This is a genomic window from Streptomyces kanasensis, assembly GCF_043077165.1.
GTDB classification, from domain to species: domain Bacteria; phylum Actinomycetota; class Actinomycetes; order Streptomycetales; family Streptomycetaceae; genus Streptomyces; species Streptomyces changanensis.
Window position 1 is genome coordinate 424,603 of sequence record NZ_JBIBSF010000005.1, and the last position, 24,692, is coordinate 449,294.

General features: G+C 74.9%; 19 protein-coding genes. 11 read left to right on the top strand and 8 right to left on the bottom strand.

The window, feature by feature from the left end; genetic code table 11:
* The first annotated feature begins 535 nt into the window (after positions 1–535).
* Positions 536–1,921: an acyltransferase family protein gene (locus ACF053_RS15900; protein WP_391954429.1), complete on the top strand. Its 1,386-nt coding sequence runs from the start codon at positions 536–538 to the stop codon at positions 1,919–1,921.
* 105 nt (positions 1,922–2,026) lie between these two features.
* Here ACF053_RS15900 and ACF053_RS15905 read toward each other — a convergent pair whose 3' ends face one another.
* Both ACF053_RS15905 and ACF053_RS15910 read right to left on the bottom strand, forming a co-directional pair.
* A complete protein-coding gene (locus ACF053_RS15905) occupies positions 2,027–3,112 on the bottom strand; it encodes a hypothetical protein (RefSeq protein ID WP_391954430.1) in 1,086 nt (361 codons plus the stop codon).
* A gap of 163 nt (positions 3,113–3,275) precedes the next feature.
* Positions 3,276–4,097 (bottom strand): lipoprotein, encoded by an 822-nt coding sequence (locus tag ACF053_RS15910; protein WP_391954431.1) that lies wholly within the window; start codon positions 4,095–4,097, stop codon positions 3,276–3,278.
* 41 nt (positions 4,098–4,138) lie between these two features.
* Here ACF053_RS15910 and ACF053_RS15915 point away from each other — a divergent pair, with 41 nt between their 5' ends.
* From ACF053_RS15915 to ACF053_RS15950, 8 genes are all read left to right on the top strand, one after another.
* A complete protein-coding gene (locus tag ACF053_RS15915) occupies positions 4,139–5,965 on the top strand; it encodes an ABC-F family ATP-binding cassette domain-containing protein (RefSeq protein ID WP_391954432.1) in 1,827 nt (608 codons plus the stop codon).
* A 324-nt stretch (positions 5,966–6,289) separates the two neighbouring features.
* On the top strand, positions 6,290–8,227 hold the full coding sequence (locus ACF053_RS15920) for an outer membrane protein assembly factor BamB family protein (RefSeq protein WP_391954433.1): 1,938 nt from the start codon (positions 6,290–6,292) through the stop codon (positions 8,225–8,227).
* Between the two features lie 111 nt (positions 8,228–8,338).
* Positions 8,339–10,231 carry an outer membrane protein assembly factor BamB family protein gene (locus ACF053_RS15925; protein ID WP_391954434.1) on the top strand — a complete coding sequence of 631 codons (1,893 nt, stop codon included), beginning with the start codon at positions 8,339–8,341 and terminating at the stop codon, positions 10,229–10,231.
* A gap of 314 nt (positions 10,232–10,545) precedes the next feature.
* Entirely contained in the window at positions 10,546–11,238 is a 693-nt protein-coding gene (locus tag ACF053_RS15930) for a helix-turn-helix transcriptional regulator (RefSeq protein ID WP_391954435.1), read from the top strand.
* Positions 11,239–11,489: 251 nt separating this feature from the next.
* Entirely contained in the window at positions 11,490–12,596 is a 1,107-nt protein-coding gene (gene galT / locus ACF053_RS15935; protein WP_391954436.1) for a galactose-1-phosphate uridylyltransferase, read from the top strand.
* Positions 12,593–13,567 carry a UDP-glucose 4-epimerase GalE gene (gene galE / locus ACF053_RS15940; protein WP_391954437.1) on the top strand — a complete coding sequence of 325 codons (975 nt, stop codon included), beginning with the start codon at positions 12,593–12,595 and terminating at the stop codon, positions 13,565–13,567. The genes galT and galE overlap by 4 nt, the downstream gene beginning before the upstream one ends.
* A gap of 125 nt (positions 13,568–13,692) precedes the next feature.
* Positions 13,693–14,874: a galactokinase gene (gene galK / locus ACF053_RS15945; RefSeq protein ID WP_391954519.1), complete on the top strand. Its 1,182-nt coding sequence runs from the start codon at positions 13,693–13,695 to the stop codon at positions 14,872–14,874.
* Between the two features lie 561 nt (positions 14,875–15,435).
* Positions 15,436–16,203 carry a LuxR C-terminal-related transcriptional regulator gene (locus tag ACF053_RS15950; RefSeq protein ID WP_391954438.1) on the top strand — a complete coding sequence of 256 codons (768 nt, stop codon included), beginning with the start codon at positions 15,436–15,438 and terminating at the stop codon, positions 16,201–16,203.
* On the opposite strand, the gene ACF053_RS15955 is transcribed toward ACF053_RS15950, so the two are convergent.
* Positions 16,162–16,659 carry a MarR family winged helix-turn-helix transcriptional regulator gene (locus ACF053_RS15955; RefSeq protein ID WP_058945125.1) on the bottom strand — a complete coding sequence of 166 codons (498 nt, stop codon included), beginning with the start codon at positions 16,657–16,659 and terminating at the stop codon, positions 16,162–16,164. The two genes, ACF053_RS15950 and ACF053_RS15955, sit on opposite strands and share 42 nt — an antisense overlap.
* Before the next feature lie 131 nt (positions 16,660–16,790).
* Between ACF053_RS15955 and ACF053_RS15960 the strand changes: the two genes are divergently transcribed.
* Complete coding sequence (locus ACF053_RS15960) at positions 16,791–17,618, top strand: trans-aconitate 2-methyltransferase (RefSeq protein WP_391954439.1); 828 nt, start codon at positions 16,791–16,793, stop codon at positions 17,616–17,618.
* A gap of 124 nt (positions 17,619–17,742) precedes the next feature.
* On the opposite strand, the gene ACF053_RS15965 is transcribed toward ACF053_RS15960, so the two are convergent.
* Positions 17,743–18,414 (bottom strand): TetR family transcriptional regulator, encoded by a 672-nt coding sequence (locus ACF053_RS15965; RefSeq protein ID WP_391954520.1) that lies wholly within the window; start codon positions 18,412–18,414, stop codon positions 17,743–17,745.
* The gene (locus tag ACF053_RS15970; RefSeq protein ID WP_391954440.1) at positions 18,414–19,388 is read right to left on the bottom strand and encodes an acyl-CoA desaturase; all 975 of its coding nucleotides are present in this window, start codon (positions 19,386–19,388) and stop codon (positions 18,414–18,416) included. The genes ACF053_RS15965 and ACF053_RS15970 overlap by 1 nt, the downstream gene beginning before the upstream one ends.
* Before the next feature lie 317 nt (positions 19,389–19,705).
* On the opposite strand from ACF053_RS15970, the gene ppc reads away from it, so the two are divergent.
* The gene (ppc, locus tag ACF053_RS15975) at positions 19,706–22,435 is read left to right on the top strand and encodes a phosphoenolpyruvate carboxylase (protein WP_391954441.1); all 2,730 of its coding nucleotides are present in this window, start codon (positions 19,706–19,708) and stop codon (positions 22,433–22,435) included.
* Between the two features lie 83 nt (positions 22,436–22,518).
* Here the strand turns inward: ppc and ACF053_RS15980 are convergent, their stop codons facing one another.
* The 3 genes from ACF053_RS15980 to pth form a co-directional block, all read right to left on the bottom strand.
* Positions 22,519–23,301: an LPXTG cell wall anchor domain-containing protein gene (locus ACF053_RS15980; protein WP_391954442.1), complete on the bottom strand. Its 783-nt coding sequence runs from the start codon at positions 23,299–23,301 to the stop codon at positions 22,519–22,521.
* 215 nt (positions 23,302–23,516) lie between these two features.
* Positions 23,517–23,987, bottom strand: a complete 471-nt coding sequence (locus ACF053_RS15985; RefSeq protein ID WP_391954443.1) for a hypothetical protein — start codon at positions 23,985–23,987, stop codon at positions 23,517–23,519.
* Positions 23,988–24,041: 54 nt separating this feature from the next.
* Positions 24,042–24,638, bottom strand: a complete 597-nt coding sequence (gene pth / locus ACF053_RS15990; RefSeq protein ID WP_391954444.1) for an aminoacyl-tRNA hydrolase — start codon at positions 24,636–24,638, stop codon at positions 24,042–24,044.
* Positions 24,639–24,692 lie beyond the last annotated feature (54 nt).

The following is a 24,692-nucleotide window of genomic DNA, read 5'->3' on the forward strand; positions in this document are numbered from 1 at the left end:
GCCGACCGGTGGACGGGGGGTGGCCCATCCCGTGTCGGGCGTGTGGCGCCGCCTGCGACCTCGGGCCGTGAGCCGGTCGGTGGACCGGGGCTTGCCCGTCCCGTGTCGGGGGTGCGGCACCCGCCTGTGACCTCGGGCCGGTGGGGCCGGGGTGCGGATGCCCGCCCCGTGTCGGGCGGCGTGGCACCCACCCGCGACCTCGGGCCCGTGAGCCGGTTGGTGGGGCCCGGTCGGGTGCCCCCGACCCGGCGGGGCGCGGCACCGCCCGTGACGCCGGTGGGGCGTGCGTGCTGCCCGGGGCGCCGGAGCCCGCGGCGCCCGCCCGTGACCTCGGGCCCCGTGCCCGGCCGGTCAGGTCGGGGGCCTCGCGTACCCGCCCCGCGACGGGGCGCGGCACCCGCGCCCGCCACGTCGGGGGTGTGGCCCGTGGCCCGTTGCCGCGCTCCCGTGCCCGGCCGGGGATCCCGGGTACTCACGCCGCATCTGAGTACGACGGCCCTCCCGCCCCGCCCGGCCGGGGCGGGAGAGTCGCCGCATGCGACGTACGGGTACGGGACTCAGGGCGCGCGACCTCGCCGCCGCCACCCCCGCCACACGGGACCGGTACATCGACCTGCTGCGGGTCGTGTCCCTGGCGGTGGTCGTCCTCGGGCACTGGCTGATGGCGGCGGTGACGGCCGACGGCCGGGTGGGCAACCTCCTGGCGGTCGTCCCCGCCCTCCAGATCGCCACCTGGGGGCTCCAGGTGATGCCGGTCTTCTTCTTCGTCGGCGGCTTCGCCCACGCGCTCTCCTCCCGTTCCCGCCCCGCGTACGCGGTGTTCGTCCGGGCGCGCCTGCGGCGGCTGCTGCGGCCCACGGTCCTGTTCGTCGCGGTCTGGGGCGCCGCCGCACTCGTCGTCCAGCTCCTCGGCGGCGGCTCCGGGCTGACGGGCACGGCCCTGCGGCTGGTGGCGCAGCCGCTGTGGTTCGTCGGCGTGTACCTGGCGATGGTGGCCTTCACGCCGCCGCTGCTGGCGCTCCACGAGCGGTGGGGCTGGGGCGCCTTCGCGGCGCTCGCGGCGGGGGCGGCCGCGGTGGACGCCCTGCGCTTCGCGGGCGGCGTGCCCTTCGTGGGGTTCCTGAACTTCGCGCTCGTCTGGCTGGCCGTCCACCAGCTCGGCTTCCTCCGCGCGGACGGCCGCCTGCGCGGGCGCCGCGTCCCCCTGGTCCTGGCCGGGGCCGGCCTCGCCGGGGCGGCCGCGCTGGTCGCGCTCGGGCCGTACCCGCTGTCCATGGTGGGCATGCCCGGGGAGGCCGTCTCCAACATGGCGCCGCCGAGCCTGGCCCTGCTGTGCCACGGTGTGTGGCTGGTCGGCGCGGTGGAGCTGCTGCGCGGCCCCGGCACCCGGCTGGCCGCCCGCGCCCGCGTCTGGCGGGCGGTCGTCGCGGCGAACGGCCTCGCCATGACGGCGTTCCTGTGGCACCTGACGGCGATGCTCGGCGTGTACGGCGCGCTCCTCGCGCCGGGCGTGCCGCTGCCGGAGCCGGCGACCGGGGCGTGGTGGGCGCAGCTGCCGGTCCGGCTGGTGGCCGCGGCGGCGCTGACGGCGCTGCTGGTGGCGGTGTTCCGCCGCGCGGAGCAGCCGGGCGGCCCGGAGCCGGTCGTCCGGCGCGACCCGGCGCACGGCACCCCGCAGGCACCGGGCCCCGGTGGGGCGCCGGGCGGTGGCGCGTCCCGTTCCGGCGGAGGGTCCGGGCCGGCGGCGGCCGTAGGGGTGGCGCTCTGCCTGCTGGGCGTCCTCGGACTGTCGGCGGTCGGCTTCGCGGGCCTCCTGGAGGGCCGCACCGCGCTCCTGATCGCCGTGGACGTCACGGCCCCGACGACCGTCGCCATGATCCTGGCGGGCTGGCTCCTGGTGGAGCGGTCACCCCGGCGCTGACCCGCGGCCGCCACCGGCCCGGGCACGGGCCCCGCGTCAGGAGGCCGGGACGTCAGGACGTCCGGACGCCAGGCCAGGACGTCGGGACGGCGGCAGGTCGGGGCGTCAGGACGGGGCGTCGCAGGCGTGGCGTTCCGCCGAGGCCGTCGCGAACGACTTCAGCGCGGTCCGCAGCGACACGTGGTCCAGCGCCAGCCCGTCGTCCGGCACGATCTCGTAGACCGCCGTCCCGTCCGCCCCCGGGCACCGCGCGGTCATGCGGTAGCGGCCCTCCGGCGCGTTCGCCTTGCCCAGCGCGGGCAGCGCGTCCCCGCCCGACTGCACGGCCTCCCCGTAGGGCCCGTACGACGCCGTGAAGGCGTACAGCGGCGTCCCCGACACGCTGCCGAGCGTGCAGTGCTCCACCGGCGCCGGCTCGGCGGCGGTCTCCGCGGCCGTCCCCGCGCCCCACCGGCGCCCGGTCGCCGCGTCGACGACCCCCGCGCAGGTCCCGGACGCCCGGCCGAGGGGCACGCGCGCGTCGGCCGCCGCCGGGGCGGCCACGTCGCGCACCGGTCCGGGGTCCGCCGCGTCGCAGCCCGTGCGCCGCGCGTACGACAGCGCCGTGTCCGTGAGGGCGGTGGCGAGCCGGGCCCGCGCCCCGGCGTCCCGGAAGCCCGTACCGCCCCCGAGGCGCGCGTCCGCCGCCGCCAGGAGGCCGTCGCCGGTCTCGTCGCCGCAGTCCAGCAGCACCACCACCCGGCCGCGCGCGGGGCCGCCCTCGTCCGGGGCCCCGTAGGCGAAGGAGCCGGTCCAGCCGCCGCCCAGCGGCACGGCGCCGTCGCCCGGGTCGACCGCGCCGTCCGGGCCGAACGGCTCCTGCGCGTCCCGCACCCGCACCTCGAACCGGGTGCCGCCGTTGCCGGTGGTGTCCGCCGCGGTGAGGGTGCAGCGCCACCCGTCGTGCTGGAGCGCGGCGGACGCGGTCAGCGCGACGCCCGGCAGCAGCTGCCGCACCGGCCCGTCGGCCAGGTGCCCGTCGCAGGCGCCGGCCAGCGCGTCGTCCGCACCGCGCCACGCGTCGTACCCGCCGGACAGCCAGAACGCCCCGCCGGCCAGGACGACGGCCGCCGCCGACGCGAGGGCCACCGGCCGCACCCCGCGGCGGCGCCCGGTCGGGGCCGCCTGGTCCTTGCTGCTGTCCTTGCTCATGTCGTACCTCTCGCAGATGGACGTTCGTGGGGAGCCACGGTCGCGTGTTCGATCACGGACACGCGGTACGACGTCCTCCGGTTCTTGCCGTTCGTGCGTTTCCCACAGGTCCCGCAGGTCTCGCGGGGCCTCCAGGGGTCGTGCCGTGGCCGTGGTCGTCCCGTCAGCGGCGTGCCGCCGCCAGGGACCCCTTCGCCAGTTCGTACGCGGGGAGCATCCCCTCGTGCTCGTCGGTGTCCAGGCCGCCCAGCTCCAGCACGACGGGCCCGGCCGGGGTGACCACGGCCAGCGCGCGGACCTTCTTGCGCTCGTCCAGGAGCGGGCTGGTGACGACGTACGTCACCTCGGCGGCCGGCAGCGCGGGGTCCTCGGCCAGTTCGACGTCGCGGTGGACGACGGACCCGGGGGAGTCGTCGCCGGCCACGAAGGACTCCAGGACCTCGCGGGGCGAGGCGGCCGCGTCACCGTCGGTCCACACGCGCAGGAAGCCGATGTTCCCCGCGGGCTTGGCGTCGATCTCGCAGACGATCGTCACCGTGCCCTGGTCGAGGAGGTCGCGCAGGTCCGGGTCGTCGACCGGCTTGATCCGCTTCGGTACCCACGCGGCCGCGACGTCGAACGTCACGGGCAGCGGGCAGGCCGACCCGGGAGCCCCCAGGGTGCCGCCCTTCGCCGCCACCCGGGCGGGCCCGGGGGCATCCGAGGCCGCCGCGGACGGGCCCGCCGCCCCCACGGCCCGCGCCCCCGCCGACGGGCCCGCGGCCCCGGCGGAAGGCCCCGTACCCGCCGCGGACGGACCCGCCGCCGTCCCGCCGGCGCCGCCGCCCGCGGCGCAGCCGCCCACCAGCACCGCGGCCACCGCGGCCGCCGCCGCTGCCTTCCCGGCTGCCCGCCCCACCACTGCCCGCCCCACCACTTCCGGGCCTCCCCTCCGACGATCGCCGCACGCTACCGCACGGGCCCACGGGCACCCTCCGGCGCCCACTACCCTGGAGGGTCGATCCCTTCCGCCACATCAGGAGTGAAATGGCCGCCAACCTGGTCAATGTCGAGGCCGTCAGCAAGGTGTACGGCACCCGTGCCCTGCTCGACGGTGTCTCCCTCGGCGTCTCCGAGGGCGACCGGATCGGGGTGGTGGGCCGCAACGGCGACGGCAAGACGACGCTCATCCGCGTCCTCGCCAAGCTGGAGGAGGCCGACAGCGGCCGTGTCACGCACAACAGCGGACTGCGGGCGGGCGTGCTCACGCAGCACGACTCGCTCGACCCCGCCGCCACCGTCCGGCACGAGGTGATCGGCGACCTCGCCGACCACGAGTGGGCGGGCAGCGCCAAGATCCGCGACGTGCTCACCGGTCTCTTCGGCGGCCTGGACATGCCGGGCTTCCCGCAGGGGCTGGACACGGTCATCGGGCCGCTCTCCGGCGGCGAGCGGCGCCGCATCGCGCTCGCCAAGCTCCTCATCGCCGAGCAGGACCTCATCGTCCTCGACGAGCCGACCAACCACCTCGACGTGGAGGGCATCGCCTGGCTCGCCGGGCACCTGAGGGACCGCCGCTCGGCGCTCGTCTGCGTCACCCACGACCGCTGGTTCCTCGACCAGGTCTGCACCCGCATGTGGGACGTGCAGCGCGGCACGGTCCACGAGTACGAGGGCGGCTACTCGGACTACGTCTTCGCCCGCGCCGAGCGGGAGCGGATCGCCGCGACGGAGGAGGCGAAGCGGCAGAACCTCGTCCGCAAGGAGCTGGCCTGGCTGCGGCGCGGTGCCCCGGCCCGCACGTCCAAGCCCCGCTACCGCATCGAGGCGGCCAACGAGCTGATCGCCGACGTGCCGCCGCCGCGCGACGACGCCGAGCTGATGAAGTTCGCGTCGGCGCGGCTCGGGAAGACCGTCTTCGACCTGGAGGACGTGACCGTCCAGGCCGGGCCGAAGGTCCTGCTGAAGCACCTGACGTGGCAGCTCGGCCCCGGCGACCGGATCGGCCTCGTCGGCGTGAACGGCGCGGGCAAGACGTCGCTGCTGCGGGCCCTCGCCGACGCCGCGGTGACGCAGGGCGAGAAGCAGCCCGTCGCCGGCCGGATCACCGTCGGCCGCACCGTCCGCCTCGCCTACCTCTCCCAGGACGTCGCCGAACTGCCGCCGACGCTGCGGGTGCTGGAGGCGGTGCAGCAGATCCGTGACCGCGTCGACCTCGGCAAGGGCCGGGAGATGACGGCCGGGCAGCTGTGCGAGAAGTTCGGCTTCACGAAGGAGAAGCAGTGGACGCCGGTCGGCGACCTGTCCGGCGGTGAGCGCCGCCGCCTCCAGCTGCTGCGGCTGCTGATGGACGAGCCGAACGTCCTCTTCCTCGACGAGCCCACCAACGACCTCGACATCGAGACCCTGACGCAGCTGGAGGACCTCCTCGACGGCTGGCCCGGCTCGATGGTCGTCATCTCCCACGACCGGTTCTTCGTGGAGCGCACCACGGACCGCACCCTCGCGCTCCTCGGCGACGCGACCCTGCGGATGCTGCCGCGCGGCATCGACGAGTACCTGGAGCGCCGCCGGCGGATGGTCGAGGCGGCGTCGGCCGCCCCCGCCGCGGGCTCGGCCGCCGCGGCCGCCCCCGCCGCCAAGGCGGCGAAGGCGGCGTCCGCCGCGGACGCCCGCGCCGCGAAGAAGGAACTCCAGCGCATCGAGCGGCAGCTCGACAAGATCTCCGACAAGGAGTCCGCGCTGCACGCCCGGATCGCCGAGAACGCCACGGACTTCGGCGAGGTGGCGAAGCTCGACGCGCAGCTGCGGGAACTGGGCTCCGAGCGCGAGGAGTTGGAGATGCGCTGGCTGGAACTGGCCGAGGACGCGTAGCGGCACGGGCGCGCGCGGCGGACGCGGCACGGCGCCGCGGCGCACCCGCGGGGCCCTCGCGCGGTGTCCGCCTGGCCTCCGCGCGGTGGCGTGGGGAAGCCGTGGAGGGCCGATAACAGCGGCATCACGGGCCGGTCCTCCCTTGGGAACAGGGGCGGTCCGGCCCGTCTGCCGTCTGTGGCCAGGTGGTACAAAGAAGCCCCGCTCGACTCACGTAACAGTGCGACATCCCTGTCCGATTCGCTCCATTCCGGCCACACGTCCCCGGCCGGGATCGCGGGGGAGGCCGATCGGCCAGCGGACCGCACGAAGGGGGAAGCGCTGATGACTCAGCCGCCCAGCCAGCAACCGCCGCAGGGAGGCTTCGGGTCTCCGCAGGACCCGCAGAAGGTCCCCCAGCCGCCGGCCCAACCGCCGACGGCCCCGCCGGCCCAGCCGCCCGCGCAGCCGCCCGCCGCCCCGCCCGCGCAGCCGCCCGCCGCGCCCCCGGCCCAGCCGCCGGCGCCCGGGCAGGGCTACCCGCAGGCCCCCGGCCAGCAGCCCGCGCCCGGTTACGGCTACCCGCAGGCCCCCGGCCAGCAGCCCGGCCCGTACGGCGCGCCCGCCCAGCCGGGCCCGTACGGCCAGCCCGGGCCCTACGGCGCCCCCGCCCAGCCCGGCCCGTACGGCCAGCAGCCCGGCCCGTACGGCCAGCAGTCCGGCCCGTACGGCCAGCCCGGCGCGTACGGGCAGCAGCCGAACCCCTACGGCGGCCACCCGACCCAGCCCCCTCACCCGGGAGGGCCGGTGCCCCCCGGCGGAGGTTCCGGCGGCGGCCCGTTCAAGGGCAAGCCCGCCGTGATCGTCGCCGCGGTGACCGCGGCGCTGCTCGTGGCCGGCGGCACCTGGTGGATCGTGGGCTCCGGCGACGAGCAGACGCAGCCCACCGCGGGGGCGTCCGCGTCGCCGTCGCCCACGCCGACCGCCTCCGACCCCGTCGACAAGGGCGACGGCACCGGCGGTGGCCGCACCCAGGACGACGACCTGAACGCGGGCCGCCAGCCGGGCGAGGCCAAGGTCGAGTGGCTCGTCAAGAACGACGTGGACCTGCCGCGCAACGGCGCCGACGTGCTGGGCCCGTGGGTCGTCGGCGACACGGTCGTCAAGGGGATGTACCGCAGCGTCGAGGGCTTCTCCGTCGCCGACGGCAAGAAGAAGTGGAGCATCCCCTTCACCACGGACGTCTGCGAGGCCCCGGCCGCGCCCACGGCCGCGGGCGTCATCGTCATCGGCGTCAAGGACGGCACGACGGACCGCGCCGACTGCCGCGTCCTGCAGCAGATCGACCTGAAGACCGGCAAGGCGGGGTGGAAGAAGGAGATCCCCAAGGGCAGCGGCTTCAGCTCGCTCTCCGACCCGACGCTCGCCATCGCGGGCAACACCGTCGCGGCGGCCGGCACCGGCAACTCCTACGGCTTCTCGCTCACCGACGGCAAGCAGCTCTTCGGCAAGCCCACCGAAGGCTGCCAGCCGTACGCCTTCGCCGGCGACGGCCCGCGCCTCGTCGCGGCCGCCAGCTGCCGGGTCAGCGACTACAAGAACCCGCAGCAGGAGGTGTGGGGGGTCGACCCCGCCACCGGCAGGCCGACGTGGAAGTACCAGCTGACGCGCGGCTGGGAGGTCGACAAGGTCTACTCGGTCAGCCCGCTGGTGGTGAACGCCGTCCACCAGGAGAAGAAGCAGCGGACCGTGCTGGCCCTCACCGACGGGGGCAAGCTCCGCTCCCAGCTCTCCGGCGGCCAGGACAAGTTCCGGGCGAACTGCGGGGGCGGCGGCCTGATCGTCTTCGGCGAGCGGCTCCAGGGCTGCACCGGAGTGGCGGCCGACGCGGGCACCTTCTACATGTCGACCGAGCCCACCAGCCTCACCCGCGGCACCAACGACGTCGTGGCGTTCGACCTGAACACCGGCAAGCCCAAGTGGCGCGCCACGGCCGGCCCGGAGAGGACGCTGCTCCCGCTGCGCATGGACGGCGGCCGGCTGCTGCTGTACGTCGAGGGCTCCTGGGACCGCGGCGGCGCCGTCGCCACCCTCGCCCCGACGGGCGGCAAGCCGGAGGTCGTCCTCCAGCACCCGGCGTCCGTCGCCCGCGTCGAGCGGGACTTCTGGCAGCCGCGGTACGTCTACGTCGACGGCCGGTTCCTCATCGCCAGCGGACGCGTGAGCGCGCAGAACGACAAGGCGGAGATGGAGACCAAGACCATGATCGCCTTCGGCAAGTAGCCCGCGGGGCCGCGAGGCCCCGCGGGCCGCCGCCGTCCGTAGTCCGTCCGCCCGCCACCCCGGTGGCGGGCGGACGGGCGACCCCCTTCCCTCCCGAGGTACGCAGACACGATGACGCAGCCGCCCCCTCCGCCCAACCAGCCCCCGGGCCCGCCGCCGAACCAGCCGCCCGGCCCGCCGAACCAGCCCCCCGGCCCGCCGCCGCAGGGTGGGTTCGGGGCGCCGCAGGACGTCCCGCCCGGCGGCTTCGGCGCGCCCGCGCCGCCGCCCCAGGGCGCCCCCGGGTACGGCTACCCGCAGGCACCGCAGGGCGCCCCCGGGTACGGCTACCCGCAGGCACCCCAGCCGGCGCAGGCGCCGCAGGGTCCCCAGCCGCCGGTGGGTCCGCCGGCGCCCCCGGCCGGGCAGCCCGCGCCGTACGGCCACCCGGCCCAGCCGCCCACCCAGCCGCACGGCCAGCCGCCGGGCCAGCCGCCCGCGTACGGCTACCCCACCGCCCCCATGCACCAGGCGCCGCAGCCGGGTGTGCCCGGCGCGCCGACGGGCCGGGGGCGAGGGAAGCTCTCCGCGTCGATGAAGATCATCATCGCGGCGGCCGTCGCAGTCGTCCTGATCGTCGGCTCGGGCGTGTGGTACGCCTCCACCCGGGACGACGGGACCGCCACGGCGAACGGCACCACCGGCGCCACCACGGGCGGCGGCGACGAGGGCGGCGCCAAGGCCCCCGGCGGTGGCGGCAAGGAGAAGGCGCCCGCGAACACCCAGGCGAAGGTCGCCTTCCAGATCCCGGCGCCCGTCGTCACCGACACGGTCACCACCAAGGGCTCCTGGCTGACGGAGAAGACGTACGTCAAGTCGGGCATCAACGAGGTCGTCGGCTACGACCCGCACAAGGGCACCAAGCTCTGGACCGTGCCGCTCCCCGGCGAGATCTGCGCCGCGTCCCGGCACGTCAAGGACGGCAAGACCGCCCTGGTCTTCCAGCCGTCCAAGCCGACGGCGCAGCTCAAGTACCCGCCGTGCTCCGAGGTCGGCGTGGTGGACCTCGACGCCGGCAAGCTGCTGTGGACCAAGTCCGTGGCGGGCGGCACCGGCGGTGACCGCAAGGCCCGCTGGGACGAGGTGACCATCGGCGCGAGCACCGTCGCCGCCGGCGGCACGGACGGCGGCGCCGCCTGGGACCTGGCGACCGGCAAGGAGTACTGGCGCCCCCAGGCGAACACCGAGAACTGCAAGGACCTCGGGTACGGCGGCGGCGAGGGCCTCGTCGCGGTCCGCCAGTGCGGCGACAGCGGCAACAAGCACGTGCTCGTCCAGAACCTCACCCCGACGACCGGGGCGCCGATCTCCTCGTACAAGATGCCCGCGGGCGTCGAGTACGCGGCGATCGTCTCCACCAAGCCGCTCGTCGCGGCCGCCGACGTCGGCCGGACGGCGGGCGACGGCTCCGGCATCTCGGACTTGTTCTCCATCGACGAGGCGACCGGCAAGCTGAAGGTGAAGATCGCCGTCGACGCGTCCCGGTACGCGGGCAAGTGCCGCTCCACCGAGGTGGAGCAGTGCGAGCAGCTCGTCGTCGGCAACGGCCGCCTCTACCTCCCGACGGAGAGCCATGAGGGCCCGGGCGAGGACTACAACCGGGTCAACGAGCTGGTCGCCTTCGACCTGACGACCGGCAAGCTCGTCGGCCAGAAGCTGGACTCCGGCGCCAACACGACGGTCTTCCCCGTGCGGATGGACGGCGGGAACGTCATCGTCTACAAGTCCCCCGGCTACGAGCGCGGCGGGCAGATCGTCAGCCTCGACGGCGGCACCTTCCAGGAGACGGTGCTGCTGAAGACCCCGGCCGACCGGGCGATCCGCAGCACCGAGACGATCCTCGCCGACCGCGAGGACATGATCTACCAGGACGGCCGGCTGTACATGGCCGACTACTTCATCTCCAAGCCGTCCACGGTGGTGAAGGAGACGCGCTACCTGGCGCTGGTGTTCACCACCAGGTGACCCGGGCGGGCCCCTCGGCCCCGGCTCCCCACCCGGCCCCGGCCCCGGCGGCCCGGCACGTCCCGCGCGGACGCGCCGGGCCGCCGGCGCGTTCCGGGCGCGTCGGGGCCGCCGGTGCGTCCGGGGCCCGCCGGGTTCCAGCCGCGGCCGGTGCGCGGGCGTCAGCCGCCGTCCCCCAAGTAGCCCTGATTGGCGAAGAATTCGACATTGTGGGGGGCTTCTGACCGGTAGGGGGAGCAGGACGTCGAACAAGCGTGTAGCTTGCCGGGTCATGGAGGGCCGGGGGGCCATCTCCAAGGGGATGGGGGTTCTCGATGGGAGTACGGCTGATGGTGGTCGACGACCACCGCCTGCTCGCCGAGGCGCTCGCCTCGGCCCTGAAGCTGCGCGGGCACCGGGTGCTCGCCGCCGCCGCGCCGGCGGCCGGGGCGGCCGAGCTGGTGGTGAGCCGCGCGCCCGAGGTGTGCCTCCTCGGTACGGCGGCCCCGGCCGAGCCGGGCGCCTTCGACCCCGTCGTCCGCATCAAGCGCGACCGCCCGCAGGTGGCGGTGCTGGTCCTCGGGCCGGTGCCCAGCCCGCGCGGCATCGCGGCGGCCTTCGCCGCCGGCGCCTCCGGGTACGTCCGCCACGACGAGCGCATCGAGGGCGTGGAACGCGCGATCGTGAAGGCCCGCGCGGGCGAGGCCGCCGTCGCTCCCCAGCTGCTCCAGGGCGCCTTCACGGAGCTGCTCGACCCGGCGGCCACCCCCGACGACGAGGGCCAGCGACTGCTGCGCATGCTGACGCCCCGCGAGGTGGAGGTCCTCGTCCGGGTCGCCGAGGGCGAGGACACCCGGCTGATCGCCGCGGGGATGGGCATCGCGCCGAGCACCGCCCGGACCCACGTGCAGCGGGTGCTGATGAAGCTCGGCGTCGGCTCCCGGCTGGAGGCCGCCGCGCTCGCCGCCCGCACCGGCCTGCTCGACCGCGCCGCCGCCGACGTGCCGGGCATCCCCCACCAGCTCTGACCCCGCGCCGCCGCCTCCCCCCCGGCCCGCCCTGTCACCCCACCGCACCCGGTCACCCCGCCTCTCCCGTCACACCCCACCGCACCCGAGCCCGCACGCACCGAGGGCCGTACCGGATGGCCGACCGCCGCCGGTGCGGCCCTCCGTGCCGTGGGTGCCCGCGGGCGGGGCGCGTCCATTGACGGCCCTGTTGGATTGTGGTTCCTTGTGTGTGGTTCTGTTTGATCTGGTGTGGTGCGAGGAGCCTCCGCGTGAAGAAGACGTCCACCCGGCTCGCCGACGGGCGCGAGCTGATCTACTACGACTCCCGGGACGACGCCGTACGGGACGCCCTCGACCCGCGGCCGCTCGACCCGGTCGCCACCACCTCCGAGGTCCGCGAGGACGTCCTGCTCGGCGACCGCGTCGCCGTCGCCTCCCACCGCCAGGGCCGCACCTACCACCCGCCCGCCGACGAGTGCCCCCTCTGCCCGTCCCGCGACGGCCGGCACACCGAGGTCCCCGCCGACGACTACGAGGTGGTCGTCTTCGAGAACCGCTTCCCCTCCCTCGCCGGGGACTCCGGCCGCTGCGAGGTCGTCTGCTTCACCTCCGACCACGACGCGTCCTTCGCCGACCTCACCGAGGAGCGGGCCGCGCTCGTCCTGGAGGCGTGGACCGACCGCACCGCCGAACTCGCCGCGCACCCGGGCGTGGAGCAGGTGTTCTGCTTCGAGAACCGGGGGGCCGAGATCGGCGTGACCCTCGGCCACCCGCACGGTCAGATCTACGGCTACCCCTTCACCACGCCCCGGACCGCCCTCATGCTCCGCTCCGTCGACGAGCACGCGCGGCGCACCGGCGGCCGCAACCTCTTCGACGACGTCGTCGCCCGCGAACGCGCCGACGGCGAGCGGGTGGTCCTCACCGGCGACCACTGGACCGCCTTCGTGCCGTACGCCGCGCACTGGCCGTACGAGGTGCACCTCTACCCCAACCGCCGCGTCCCCGACCTGCGCGCCCTCGACGACGCGGCGCGCGCGGAGTTCGCGCGGGTCTACCTGGAGCTCCTCAAGCGCTTCGACCGGATCTTCGACGCGGAGGACGGGGGGAGCGCGACCACGGGCGCGGGCGGGAACGCGGAGGGGAGCGCGGGCGGGACGCCGCCCACGCCGTACATCGCCGCCTGGCACCAGGCGCCGTTCGGCGACCCGCGGCGCGACGCGTTCGCGTTGCACCTGGAGTTGTTCACCATCCGCCGCACGTCGGGCAAGCTGAAGTTCCTCGCGGGCTCCGAATCGGGCATGGGCGTGTTCATCAACGACGTGCCCCCGGAGGCCGCGGCACGGCGACTGCGAGAGGTAGCGAGCGCATCATGAAGTACCTGGTCACGGGTGGGGCCGGCTATGTCGGCGGGGTCGTCGCGGCGCACCTGCTGGAGGCCGGCCACGAGGTGGTCGTCCTCGACGACCTGTCGACGGGCTTCCGCGAGGCCGTGCCGGACGGCGCCGCCTTCGTCGAGGGCCGGGTCCAGGACGCGGCCCGCTTCCTGGACCCGTCGTTCGACGGCGTCCTGCACTTCGCCGCGTTCTCGCAGGTCGGCGAGTCGGTCGCGCGACCGGAGAAGTACTGGGACAACAACGTCGGCGGCTCCATGGCGCTGCTGGCCGCGATGCGGGCGGCGGGCGTCCGCCGGCTGGTGTTCTCCTCCACCGCGGCCACCTACGGCGAACCGGTCTCCACCCCCCTCACCGAGACCGCCCCGACCGTGCCCACCAGCCCGTACGGCGCCTCCAAGCTCGCCGTCGACCACATGATCGCCGGCGAGGCGGCCGCGCACGGGCTGGCCGCGGCGTCCCTGCGGTACTTCAACGTCGCCGGCGCCCACGGCCCGCAGGGCGAGCGCCACGACCCCGAGTCGCACCTGATCCCGCTGGTGCTCCAGGTCGCCCTCGGCGAACGGGAGTCGATCTCCGTCTACGGCGACGACTACCCCACCCCCGACGGCACCTGCGTGCGCGACTACATCCACGTCGCCGACCTCGCCGAGGCCCACCTCCTCGCACTGGACGCCGTCACCCCCGGCGAGCACCTGGTCTGCAACCTCGGCAACGGCAGCGGCTTCTCGGTCCGCGAGGTCGTCGAGACCGTCCGCAAGGTCACCGGCCACCCCGTCCCCGAGGTCCTGGCCGCGCGCCGCCCCGGCGACCCGGCCGTCCTCGTCGCGTCGGCCGCCACCGCGCGGGAACGGCTCGGCTGGCGGCCCACCCGCACCGACCTCGCCGGCATCGTCGCCGACGCCTGGGAGTTCGCCCGCGGGCACGCCCGGGAGCGGGAGGCGGCACGGTGAGCGGTACGGAGACGGAGCCGGTGACGACGGGCACGGCACCCGGGACGGGCACGGCACCCGGGACGGGCACGGCACCCGGGACGGGCACGGCACCCGGGACGGGGACGGCACCCGGGACGGGGACGGTGACCGGGGCGGGGGACGCGGCGGCGGCCGAGGAGGTCGCCGCGCGGTTCCGGGAGCTGTACGGGACGGAGCCCGACGGCGTGTGGGCCGCCCCCGGGCGCGTCAACCTCATCGGCGAGTACACCGACTTCAACGACGGGTTCGTGATGCCGCTGGCGCTGCCGCACACCGCGGTCGCCGCCGTCTCGCGGCGCACGGACGGCGTGCTGCGGTTCCACTCCGCCGAGGCGGACCCGGCGTCCGGGGGCGTGGTGCGCCTCGACGCCGCCGACCTGACGCCCGGCCAGGGCGGCGGCTGGGCCGCCTACCCGGCGGGCGTGGTGTGGGCGCTGCGCGCGGCCGGGCACGCCGTCACCGGCGCGGACGTCCACCTCTCGGCCACCGTGCCGACGGGTGCCGGGCTGTCGTCGTCCGCCGCCCTGGAGGTCGTCACCGCCCTCGCCCTGAACGACCTGTTCGGGCTCGGGCTGAGCGGCCCGGGACTCGCCGTCCTCGCCCAGCGCGCCGAGAACGACTTCGTGGGCGTCCCCTGCGGTGTCATGGACCAGATGGCGTCGGCCTGCTGCGCCGAGGGCCACGTCCTGCACCTGGACACCCGCGACCTGACCCGGCGCCAGGTGCCGTTCGACCCCGCCGCGCACGGACTGCGGCTGCTCGTCGTCGACACCCGCGTGCGGCACGCCCTCGGGGACGGCGCGTACGCCGAGCGCCGCGCCGGGTGCGAGGCCGGCGCGCGGGCGCTCGGGGTCCGCACGCTGCGCGAGGTCCCGCACGAGGAGCTCGCCGGCGCGCTGGCGCGGCTGGACGACCCGACCGTGCGCGCGTACGTCCGGCACGTGGTCTCCGACAACCACCGGGTCGCCCGGACGATGGCGCTGCTGGACGCCGGCGACGTACGGGCGGTCGGCCCGGTGCTGACGGAGGGGCACGCCTCGCTCCGCGACGACCTGCGCGTCTCCTGCCCGGAGCTGGACCTCGTCGTCTCGGCGGCGTGCGCCGCGGGGGCCCTGGGCGCCCGGATGACCGGAGGCGGCTTCGGCGGCTCCGCCGTCGTCCTGACCGGGGCGGACGCGGCGGACGCGGTGGCGGCGGCCGTGGAGGAGGCGTTCGCGGCGCGGGGCCTGCGCACCCCGCGGATCTTCCCGGCGGTCCCGTCGGCGGGGGCGCGCCGGCTCCGGTGACCGGGCGCCGGACGGGGCCGGGCGCGCGGGGTCGGACGGGCGGCCTGGCGGAGGCCGGGCGCGGGCCGGGCGCGGACTCCGGGCGGGGGGCCTGGCGGTGTGCCTGCGGGGGCCGGACGGGGAGCCTGGTGGAGGTCGGGCGCGGGGCCGGACGGGGGCCGGTCCGGGTCGCACCGCCCCGGCGCCACCATTCGCACCGCCCCGGCACCACCACCCGCACCACCAGCACCACGTCCACCCTCGGCTCCCACCAGCACCACCCGTCCACCTGCGGCGGGTGATCGGGAAACTGTCGATTTCCGCCCCGTAACGACACAGGTGACACAGGGGGAACGGCCGGGTCGGTCAGTTCTGCAAATCGCCTTCCGGTCCGGCTCCGCGCCCGTACCCTGATGCACAGCACCGGTGGGGGCCGGTGCTGATCAGGGGGCGAGACGGTCGGGTACGACGCCCGGGTGGGGTGGCACCGGTGCACGGCGGCGGCCGTGTGCCCGCGTGCCCGCCCCGCCTCCGGGCGCCGTACCCGCGCCTGTCCGCTTCCTCGACCCATGGGGGTTGTCCGTGGTCCGTATCCGGGTTCTGGTGGTGGACGACCACCGCATCTTCGCCGAGTCGCTCGCCGCGGCACTGGCGGCCGAGCCCGACGTGGACGTCGCCGCGGCCGGCAGCGGTCCCGCGGCGATGCGCTGCCTCGACCGGGCGGCCGCCGAGGGCCGCCGGTTCGACGTGCTCCTCGTCGACGCGGACCTCGGCGCGGCTGCCGGGCAGCCGGTGGCGCGGGTCGTCCCGGACGGCGGCGCCGCGGACGGCATCGTCGACGGCATCTCCCTGGTCGCCGGGGTGCGCCGGACGCAGCCCTCCGTACGGACCGTGGTCCTGGCGGAGAAGGACGACCCGGGCCGCGCCGCCCTCGCCCTGCAGGCCGGCGCGTGCGGCTGGGTGGCCAAGGACTGCTCGCTGCAGCGCCTCCTCGGGGTGATACGCGGTGTGCTGCGCGACGAGACGCACCTGGCGCCCAGCCTGCTCACCGGCGTGCTGCGGGAGCTGACGGCCGCGCGCAAGCACCGCACCGAGAGCGAGCGGCTGGTGGAGTCGCTCACCCCGCGCGAGCGGGAGGTGCTGCGCTGCATGGTGGCCGGACTGGGCCGCAAGGCGGTCGCGGAGCGGCTCTTCCTCTCCCCGCACACCGTCCGCACCCACATGCAGAACGTCCTCGGCAAGCTCGGCGTCCACTCCACGCTGGCGGCGGTCGCCCTGGCCCGCAGGGCCGGCGTGGGGCCGGCCGTGTCAGCCGGGGATGTTGTCGAACGGGGCGGTCAGCTGGCGTAGCAGCGCGGCGAGGTCGGCGCGCTGGGCGCGGGACAGCCGGGCGAGGATCGCCCGCTCCTGGTCCAGCAGGCCGGCGAGGGCCTGGTCGGCGCGGTCGCGCCCCTCGGCCGTGAGGCGGACCAGGACGCCGCGCCGGTCGGTGGGGTCGGGCAGCCGCTCGACGAGGCCCTTCTTCGCGAGCCGGTCGATGCGGTTGGTCATCGTCCCGGACGTGACGAGCGTCTGCGTGAGCAGCTGGCCGGGGGAGAGCTGGTACGGGGCGCCCGCGCGGCGCAGCGACGTGAGCACGTCGAACTCCCACGGCTCCAGCTGGTGCTCGGCGAAGGCGAGGCGGCGCGCCCGGTCGAGGTGGCGGGCCAGCCGGGAGACGCGGCTGAGCACCTCGAGCGGCTCCACGTCGAGGTCGGGGCGCTCTCGGCGCCATGCAGCGACCAGACGGTCGACCTCGTCCTCCATGTCGATCAGTGTAGGGGATCTGTCGACATGAAGTCTCTTGATGTCAAGAAATGTGTTTCCGGACGATTGAGCGGGCCCCGGCTGGAGCAACGTTCCGCTTAGACAACACGCACCAGCAAGGGGGTTCGACCGTGCATTCCGCACCCACGTGGGATCCGGAGCAGTACCTGAGGCATTCCGGCCACCGCACCCGTCCGTTCCTGGACCTGCTCGCCCGGATCCCGGAACTGCCCGCCACCGCGGAAGGGAGGCCCGCCCGCATCGCCGACCTCGGCTGCGGACCCGGCAACGTCACCGCGCTGCTCGCCGGGCGCTGGCCCGACGCCCACATCACCGGCTTCGACCTGTCCCGGGAGATGCTGGAGCAGGCCGACAAGCACCACGCCGGCACGACGCCCGGCGGCGGCTGGCTCGACTTCCGCCATGCCGACGCCGCGCACTGGACGCCCGACGAGCCGTACGACCTGATCGTCTCCAACGCCGCGCTCCAATGGGTGCCCGACCATCCGGACTCCTTCGCGGGCTGGCTGGAGGGCCTCGTCACGGGCGGGACCCTCGCCTTCCAGGTGCCGGCCAACTTCACCGCGCCCAGCCACGCCCTCCTCGGCGAGCTGTGCGACAGCCCCCGGTGGCGCTCCCGCCTCGCCGGACACGGGCGGCGCTTCGTCCACGTCCTCGACGTGGCGGAGTACCTCGGCCGGCTCACCGACCTCGGCTGCACGGCCGACGTGTGGGAGACGGTGTACGCGCAGCTGCTGCAGGGCGAGGACCCCGTGCTCGACTGGGTCAAGGGCACCGCGCTGCGCCCCGTCCTCACCGCCCTGGAGGGGGACGACGCGGCCGCCGGGGAGTTCCTGTCCCAGTACCGGGACCTGCTGCGCAAGGCGTATCCGCCGGGGCCGCACGGCACGGTCTTCCCGTACCGCCGCGTCTTCGCCGTCGCCCGGAAGGAGTACTGACCGCCCGGCCCGTACCTCCGGGCCGGCCCCGTCCGGCGCCCGACCCGGGCCCCCGCCCCCACGCCCGGCCCGCCGGGGCGGGGGAGGGGGAGGGGCGGGGCGGCGGAGGGGCGCGGGGGCCGGGTCAGGACTTGCGGTGGCCTATCAGGCGGGGCTTCGGCTCCAGGCCGTCCAGGCCGTGCCAGGCGAGGTTCACCAGGTGGGCGGCGACCTCCGCCTTCTTCGGCTTGCGGGCGTCCAGCCACCACTGGCCGGTCAGCGCCACCATGCCCACCAGCGCCTGCGCGTACAGCGGCGCCAGCTTCGGATCGAAGCCGCGGGCCTTGAACTCCAGGCCCAGGATGTCCTCCACCTGTGTGGCGATGTCGGAGATCAGCGACGCGAACGTACCCGTCGACTGCGCCACCGGCGAGTCCCGCACGAGGATCCGGAAGCCGTCCGTGTACGTCTCGATGTAGTCCAGCAGCGCGAACGCCGCCTGCTCCAGCAGCTCGCGCGGGTGCCCCGCCGTGAGCGCGCTGGTCACCATGTCGAGGAGCTGGCGCATCTCGCGGTCGACCACGACGGCGTACAGCCCCTCCTTGCCGCCGAAGTGCTCGTAGACGACCGGCTTCGACACCCCGGCCTTGGCCGCGATCTCCTCCACCGACGTGCCCTCGAAACCGCGCGCGGCGAACAGCGTGCGGCCGATGTCGAGCAGCTGCTGGCGGCGCTCCGCGCCCGTCATGCGGACGCGGCGTCCGCGCCTCGGCTTGTCGCTGCTGGTACCACTGCCGTCGATCGCCACACCGTCCATCATGCCGCGTTCGCGGAGTGGGACTGGCGGCGGGCTTCGATGCGCTCGGGGCTCGGCCAGCGCACGTCGTACGCCCAGCCCAGCTTCTCGAACCAGCGGATCAGCCGGGCGCTGGAGTCCACCTGGCCCCGCATGACGCCGTGCCGGGCGCTGGTCGGCTCGGCGTGGTGGAGGTTGTGCCAGGACTCGCCGCACGACAGCACCGCCAGCCACCAGACGTTGCCCGAGCGGTCACGCGACTTGAACGGGCGCTTGCCGACGGCGTGGCAGATCGAGTTGATCGACCACGTGACGTGGTGCAGCAGCGCGACCCGCACCAGCGAACCCCAGAAGAACGCCGTGAACGCGCCCCACCAGGACATCGTCACCAGACCGCCCACGACCGGCGGGATCGCCAGCGACACGACCGTCCACAGGAGGAACTGGCGGGAGATCCGGCGGAGTGCCGGGTCCTTGATCAGGTCCGGGGCGTACTTCTGCTGCGGCGTCTGCTCCTCGTCGAACATCCAGCCGATGTGCGCCCACCACAGGCCCTTCATCAGCGCGGGCACGGACTCGCCGAACCGCCACGGGGAGTGCGGGTCGCCCTCGGCGTCCGAGAACTTGTGGTGCTTGCGGTGGTCCGCCACCCAGCGCACCAGCGGCCCCTCCACCGCCATCGACCCCATCACGGCGAGGGCGATGCGCAGCGGGCGCTTCGCCTTGAACGAGCCGTGGGTGAAGTAGCGGTGGAAGCCGATCGTGATGCCGTGGCAGCCGATGTAGTACATCGCGACGAGCAGGCCCAGATCGAGCCAGCTGACGCCCCAGCCCCAGGCGAGCGGCACCGCCGCGACCAGGGCCAGGAACGGCACCGTGATGAAGAGGAGGAGGGCGATCTGCTCGATGGACCGCTTGTTGTCGCCGCCGAGGGTGGCGGACGGCACGGCGGGCTCGTCGGTCGCGGTGTCGAGCACGTCGGGGCTCGTGGTCATGGGCGTCCCTGGGGGTGAGAGGAAGGGGAGGGGGAGACGGGGGGTGGGTGTCGGGGATGGGGTCGTCGTACGGGCATCGTGGCTACGGTTCCGTAACCTACGGCGTCGTAAGTATGGCAGCGCACCGGCTCGCGGCAAGAGGGCTGCGCACGGTGCGGCCCGGGAGGACACCTATCCTGGGTGTCGTCGGACAGCGCGGTCCGCAGCGTCCCCGAGGGATCGACCCGCCAAACCCGCCGGTAGTTCGAAGGGACGATCCCGGGACACCACAGCAGTACCCCCTCCAGACGTGCTCATCACTGCAAGGAGCCGCACCTGTGAGCAGTGCCGACCAGACCCCTTCCGCCAGCGCCGAGCTGCGTGCCGACATCCGCCGACTGGGTGACCTGCTGGGCGAGACGCTCGTACGGCAGGAAGGGCCCGAGCTCCTCGAGCTCGTCGAGAAGGTCCGCCACCTGACCCGTGAGGACGGCGAGGCCGCCGCCGAGCTGCTCGGCGACACGGACCTGGAGACCGCCGCCCGGCTGGTCCGCGCCTTCTCGATCTACTTCCACCTCGCGAACGTGACCGAGCAGGTCCACCGCGGCCGGGAGATGCGCGAGCGGCGCGCCGCCGAGGGCGGCCTGCTGGCGCGGACCGCCGACATGCTGAAGGACGGAGACCCGGACCACGTCCGCGAGGCGGTCCGCAACCTCAACGTCCGGCCGGTCTTCACCGCGCACCCGACCGAGGCGGCGCGCCGCTCGGTGCTGAACAAGCTGCGTCGCATCGCCGCCCTCCTCGACGAGCCGGTCACCGGCGCCGACCGGCGCCGCCACGACCTGCGGCTCGCCGAGAACATCGACCTCGTGTGGCAGACCGACGAGCTGCGCGTCGTGCGCCCCGAGCCCGCCGACGAGGCCCGCAACGCCATCTACTACCTGGACGAGCTGCACGCCGGCGCGGTCGGCGACGTCCTGGAGGACCTGGCCGCCGAGCTGGAGCGGGTCGGCGTCGAGCTGCCGCCCGGCACCCGCCCCCTCACCTTCGGCACCTGGATCGGCGGCGACCGCGACGGCAACCCCAACGTGACGCCGGCCGTCACCTGGGACGTGCTGATCCTCCAGCACGAGCACGGCCTCACCGACGCCATCGAGATGATCGACGAGCTGCGCGGCCTGCTCTCCAACTCCATCCGGTACGCCGGCGCCACCCCCGAGCTGCTGGACTCCCTCCAGCAGGACCTGGAGCGCCTGCCCGAGATCAGCCCCCGCTACAAGCGGCTGAACGCCGAGGAGCCGTACCGGCTCAAGGCCACCTGCATCCGGCAGAAGCTGGTCCACACCCGTGAGCGGCTCGCCCGGGGCACCGGGCACCAGGAGGGCCGCGACTACCTCGGCACCTCCGAGCTGCTGCAGGACCTCACCCTGATCCAGCGCTCACTGCGCGAGCACCGCGGCGGCCTCCTCGCCGACGGGCACCTGGACCGCACCATCCGCACCCTGTCCGCGTTCGGCCTCCAGCTGGCCACGATGGACGTCCGCGAGCACGCCGACGCCCACCACCACGCCCTCGGCCAGCTCTTCGACCGGTTGGGCGAGGAGTCGTGGCGGTACGCGGACATGCCCCGCGACTACCGGCAGAAGCTCCTCGCCAAGGAGCTGCGCTCCCGCCGCCCGCTCGCCCCGACGCCCGCGCCGCTCGACGCCGCCGGCGAGAAGACCCTCGGCGTCTTCCACACGGTGAAGGCCGCCTTCGAGCGGTTCGGGCCCGAGGTCATCGAGTCGTACATCATCTCGATGTGCCAGGGCGCCGACGACGTCTTCGCCGCCGCCGTCCTCGCCCGCGAGGCCGGCCTCGTCGACCTCCACGCCGGCTGGGCGAAGATCGGCATCGTGCCGCTGCTAGAGACGACGGACGAGCTGAAGGCCGCCGACGTCATCCTCAACGACATGCTCGCCGACCCCTCCTACCGGCGGCTCGTCTCCCTCCGCGGCGACGTCCAGGAGGTCATGCTCGGCTACTCCGACTCCTCCAAGTTCGGCGGCATCACCACCTCCCAGTGGGAGATCCACCGCGCGCAGCGCAGGCTGCGCGACGTCGCCCACCGCTACGGCGTGCGGCTGCGGCTCTTCCACGGCCGCGGCGGCACGGTCGGCCGCGGCGGCGGCCCCTCGCACGACGCGATCCTCGCCCAGCCCTGGGGCACCCTGGAGGGCGAGATCAAGGTCACGGAGCAGGGCGAGGTCATCTCCGACAAGTACCTCATCCCGTCCCTCGCGCGGGAGAACCTGGAGCTGACCGTCGCCGCGACGCTCCAGGCGTCCGCCCTGCACACCGCGCCCCGCCAGTCCGACGAGTCCCTCGCCCGCTGGGACGCCGCCATGGACACCGTCTCGGACGCCGCGCACTCCGCCTACCGCAGGCTCGTGGAGGACCCGGACCTGCCGGCGTACTTCTTCGCCTCCACCCCGGTGGACCAGCTCGCGGAGCTGCACCTCGGCTCCCGGCCGTCCCGCCGCCCCGACTCGGGCGCCGGCCTGGACGGGCTGCGGGCCATCCCGTGGGTCTTCGGCTGGACGCAGTCCCGGCAGATCGTCCCCGGCTGGTACGGGGTGGGCTCCGGCCTGAAGGCGCTGCGCGACGCCGGCCTCGACGACGTCCTCGCCGAGATGTACGGGCAGTGGCACTTCTTCCGCAACTTCCTGTCGAACGTCGAGATGACCCTCGCCAAGACCGACCTGCGGATCGCCCGGCACTACGTCGAGACGCTCGTCCCCGCCGAGCTGCGGCACGTCTTCGCCACCATCGAGGCCGAGCACGCCCTGACCGTGCAGCAGGTCCTCGCGGTCACCGGTGAGCGGGAGCTGCTGGAGGCGCAGCCCGCCCTCCGGCAGACCTTCACCGTCCGCGACGCCTACCTGGACCCGATCTCCTACCTCCAGGTGGCGCTGCTGAAGCGGCAGCGCGACGCGGCCGACGCCGGCGAGCCGGCCGACCCGCTGTTGGCCCGCGCCCTGCTGCTCACCGTGAACGGCGTGGCCGCCGGTCTGCGCAACACCGGCTGACCGCGCCCCCGCACGCGGACGGGCCTCCGCCGGATTCGCTCCGGCGGGGGCCCGTCCCGTTCACGCGCCCGGGGCGCGTGCCGTCAGTGCTGCTGGGCCTTGCGGCGGCGCATCACCAGGACGGCGCCACCGGCGACGAGCGCGCCGGCGAGCGTGGCGAGGAGGCCGACGGGGGCGCTGCTGCCGGTCTCGGCGAGGTCGCCGGTCGCGGGGCCCTCGGACGGCGAGGCGCTCGGCGCGGTCCCGCCCGGGACGGACTCGGACGGCGCGGGCTCACCCGGCGTCACGGAAGGCGACGGCGAGGTCGCGGGGGACTCCGAGGGGTTCTCGGACGGGTTCTCGGAGGGGTTCTCGCTCGGGTTCTCCGAGGGGTTCTCGCTCGGGTTCTCCGAGGGGTTCTCCGACGGGTTCTCCGACGGGTTCTCCGAGGGGTTCTCGCTCGGGGAGGTCTTCGCCGGGCAGGTGTGCGACAGGTTGAACTTCTTCAGGTCGCCGCCCTTCACCTCGGCGACGACCGAGGTCAGCGTGGCGCCCGGCGCCGAAGCGACGTAGGCGTGCTTGTCGGACGGCGGGCCGAAGACGGTGACGACCTGCTGGCCGCCCGGCTCGAAGGTGACCGTCAGCTTGACGAAGCGGGCCGTGTTGCCGGGCAGCACGAAGTGCCAGCCGTCCCGGTCCGCGGGGATGTCGGCGCAGGTGCCGGCGCCCTGCTGGGGGGCGCCCTCGTCGGTCGCCGTGCGGGGCAGCTCCTGCCGCAGCACGGGGGAGTAGGTGTCGCCCTTGGTGGCGTGGGCGGCGGGGGCGGAGAGCAGACCGACGGCCGCGGCGGCCACGAGGGCGCCGGTGGTCTTCGTAAGGGAGCGCATGGGCAGTCCAACGTGAGAGGTGACGGTGCCGTGGGGGGCGGCTCAGCTTCCTGTGGCACGGCGCACCAGTCAAGGGGGATCCTGGGCATCCGGAAGGGTTCGTACCGTTTGTCTCCCCGGCCCGCCATCACGTTTCGGCCACGGCGCGTTTGGTTGTACGGGGATCCGTACCGGTTCCGCCACAAGGCCGACCCGCGGCGGTATCTGACGTGTCGTCAGAGCGCGAAGAACGCCGCCACGAGCAGCGCGCCGCCCGCCGCGCCCGCGGCGTACGCGCCCCGGGTCCAGCGCAGTCCGCCGCCGATGACCAGCGAGGCGAGCAGCAGCGCGCCACCCAGCGGGAGCCACGCGTGGAGGCCGCCCGCCCAGCCGGTGCGCACGGCCTCGGTGGTGCCGGGCTTCACGACGACGGCGTACCGGCCGCCCTCCTCGACGGCGACCGACCGCGCGATCGTCGTGTCCGTGCGCGACGGGGTGGGGTCCTCGGGGACGAACCGGCCCGTGCACACCTCGTCGCCGCACCCGGTGACGGTCAGCGTGCCGTGCTCGCGCCCCTGGGAGAGCAGCACGTGCTGCGCGGTGCCCCAGGACGCCCAGACGCCCGCGACCACCAGCAGCAGGGCGACGAGCGCCATGGCGGTGACACGGGCGAACGGCAGAACAGAGGTCCGCTTCTTGGGGCTCATGGGGCGCGATCCTTGGCCATGGGACCGCGCCGGGTCAATTCCGGGGCCGGTCCGTCAGGAGTTGTACGCGGACTGTGCGCGCTCCAGGCCCTCGGTGACCAGTGCCTCGACGGAGTCCGCCGCGCGGTCCACCAGGTAGTCGAGCTCCTTGCGCTCGGCGCCGGAGAAGTCCTTGAGGACGAAGTCGGCGACCTGCATCCGGCCGGGCGGGCGGCCGATGCCGAACCGCACCCGGTGGTAGTCGGGGCCCATGGCCTTGGTCATCGACTTGAGGCCGTTGTGGCCGTTGTCGCCGCCGCCCAGCTTGAGGCGGAGCGCGCCGAAGTCGATGTCCAGCTCGTCGTGGACGGCCACGACGTGGGCGGTGGGCACCTTGTAGAAGTCCCGCAGCTGGGTGACGGGCCCGCCGGAGAGGTTCATGTACGCCATCGGCTTGGCCAGCACGACGCGGCGGCCGGCGGGTCCGGGCGGGCCGATGCGCCCCTCGACGACCTGCGCCTGTGCCTTGCCGTGGCGCTTGAACGAGCCGCCGACGCGTTCGGCGAGGAGGTCGACCACCATGAAGCCGACGTTGTGCCGGTTCGCGGCGTAACCGGGGCCCGGGTTGCCCAGCCCCGCGATCAGCCAGGGGGCGCTGGCGTCGGTCGTCATCTGCGTGTGCCTCCGGAAGGGGTGTGGGGGGTGCGGTGCACCCCCCACGACGAC

Bases quoted from the DNA above. Each gene is read 5' to 3' on its own strand.
- ACF053_RS15930 (WP_391954435.1), top strand. From the start codon at position 10,546: ATGGGAGTACGGCTGATGGTGGTCGACGACCACCGCCTGCTCGCCGAG.
- ACF053_RS15970 (WP_391954440.1), bottom strand. From the start codon at position 19,388: ATGACCACGAGCCCCGACGTGCTCGACACCGCGACCGACGAGCCCGCC.
- ACF053_RS15900 (WP_391954429.1), top strand. From the start codon at position 536: ATGCGACGTACGGGTACGGGACTCAGGGCGCGCGACCTCGCCGCCGCC.
- ACF053_RS15915 (WP_391954432.1), top strand. From the start codon at position 4,139: ATGGCCGCCAACCTGGTCAATGTCGAGGCCGTCAGCAAGGTGTACGGC.
- ACF053_RS15955 (WP_058945125.1), bottom strand. From the start codon at position 16,659: ATGGAGGACGAGGTCGACCGTCTGGTCGCTGCATGGCGCCGAGAGCGC.
- ACF053_RS15920 (WP_391954433.1), top strand. From the start codon at position 6,290: ATGACTCAGCCGCCCAGCCAGCAACCGCCGCAGGGAGGCTTCGGGTCT.
- ACF053_RS15925 (WP_391954434.1), top strand. From the start codon at position 8,339: ATGACGCAGCCGCCCCCTCCGCCCAACCAGCCCCCGGGCCCGCCGCCG.
- ACF053_RS15980 (WP_391954442.1), bottom strand. From the start codon at position 23,301: ATGCGCTCCCTTACGAAGACCACCGGCGCCCTCGTGGCCGCCGCGGCC.
- pth (WP_391954444.1), bottom strand. From the start codon at position 24,638: ATGACGACCGACGCCAGCGCCCCCTGGCTGATCGCGGGGCTGGGCAAC.
- ACF053_RS15905 (WP_391954430.1), bottom strand. From the start codon at position 3,112: ATGAGCAAGGACAGCAGCAAGGACCAGGCGGCCCCGACCGGGCGCCGC.
- ACF053_RS15965 (WP_391954520.1), bottom strand. From the start codon at position 18,414: ATGGACGGTGTGGCGATCGACGGCAGTGGTACCAGCAGCGACAAGCCG.
- galE (WP_391954437.1), top strand. From the start codon at position 12,593: ATGAAGTACCTGGTCACGGGTGGGGCCGGCTATGTCGGCGGGGTCGTC.
- ACF053_RS15985 (WP_391954443.1), bottom strand. From the start codon at position 23,987: ATGAGCCCCAAGAAGCGGACCTCTGTTCTGCCGTTCGCCCGTGTCACC.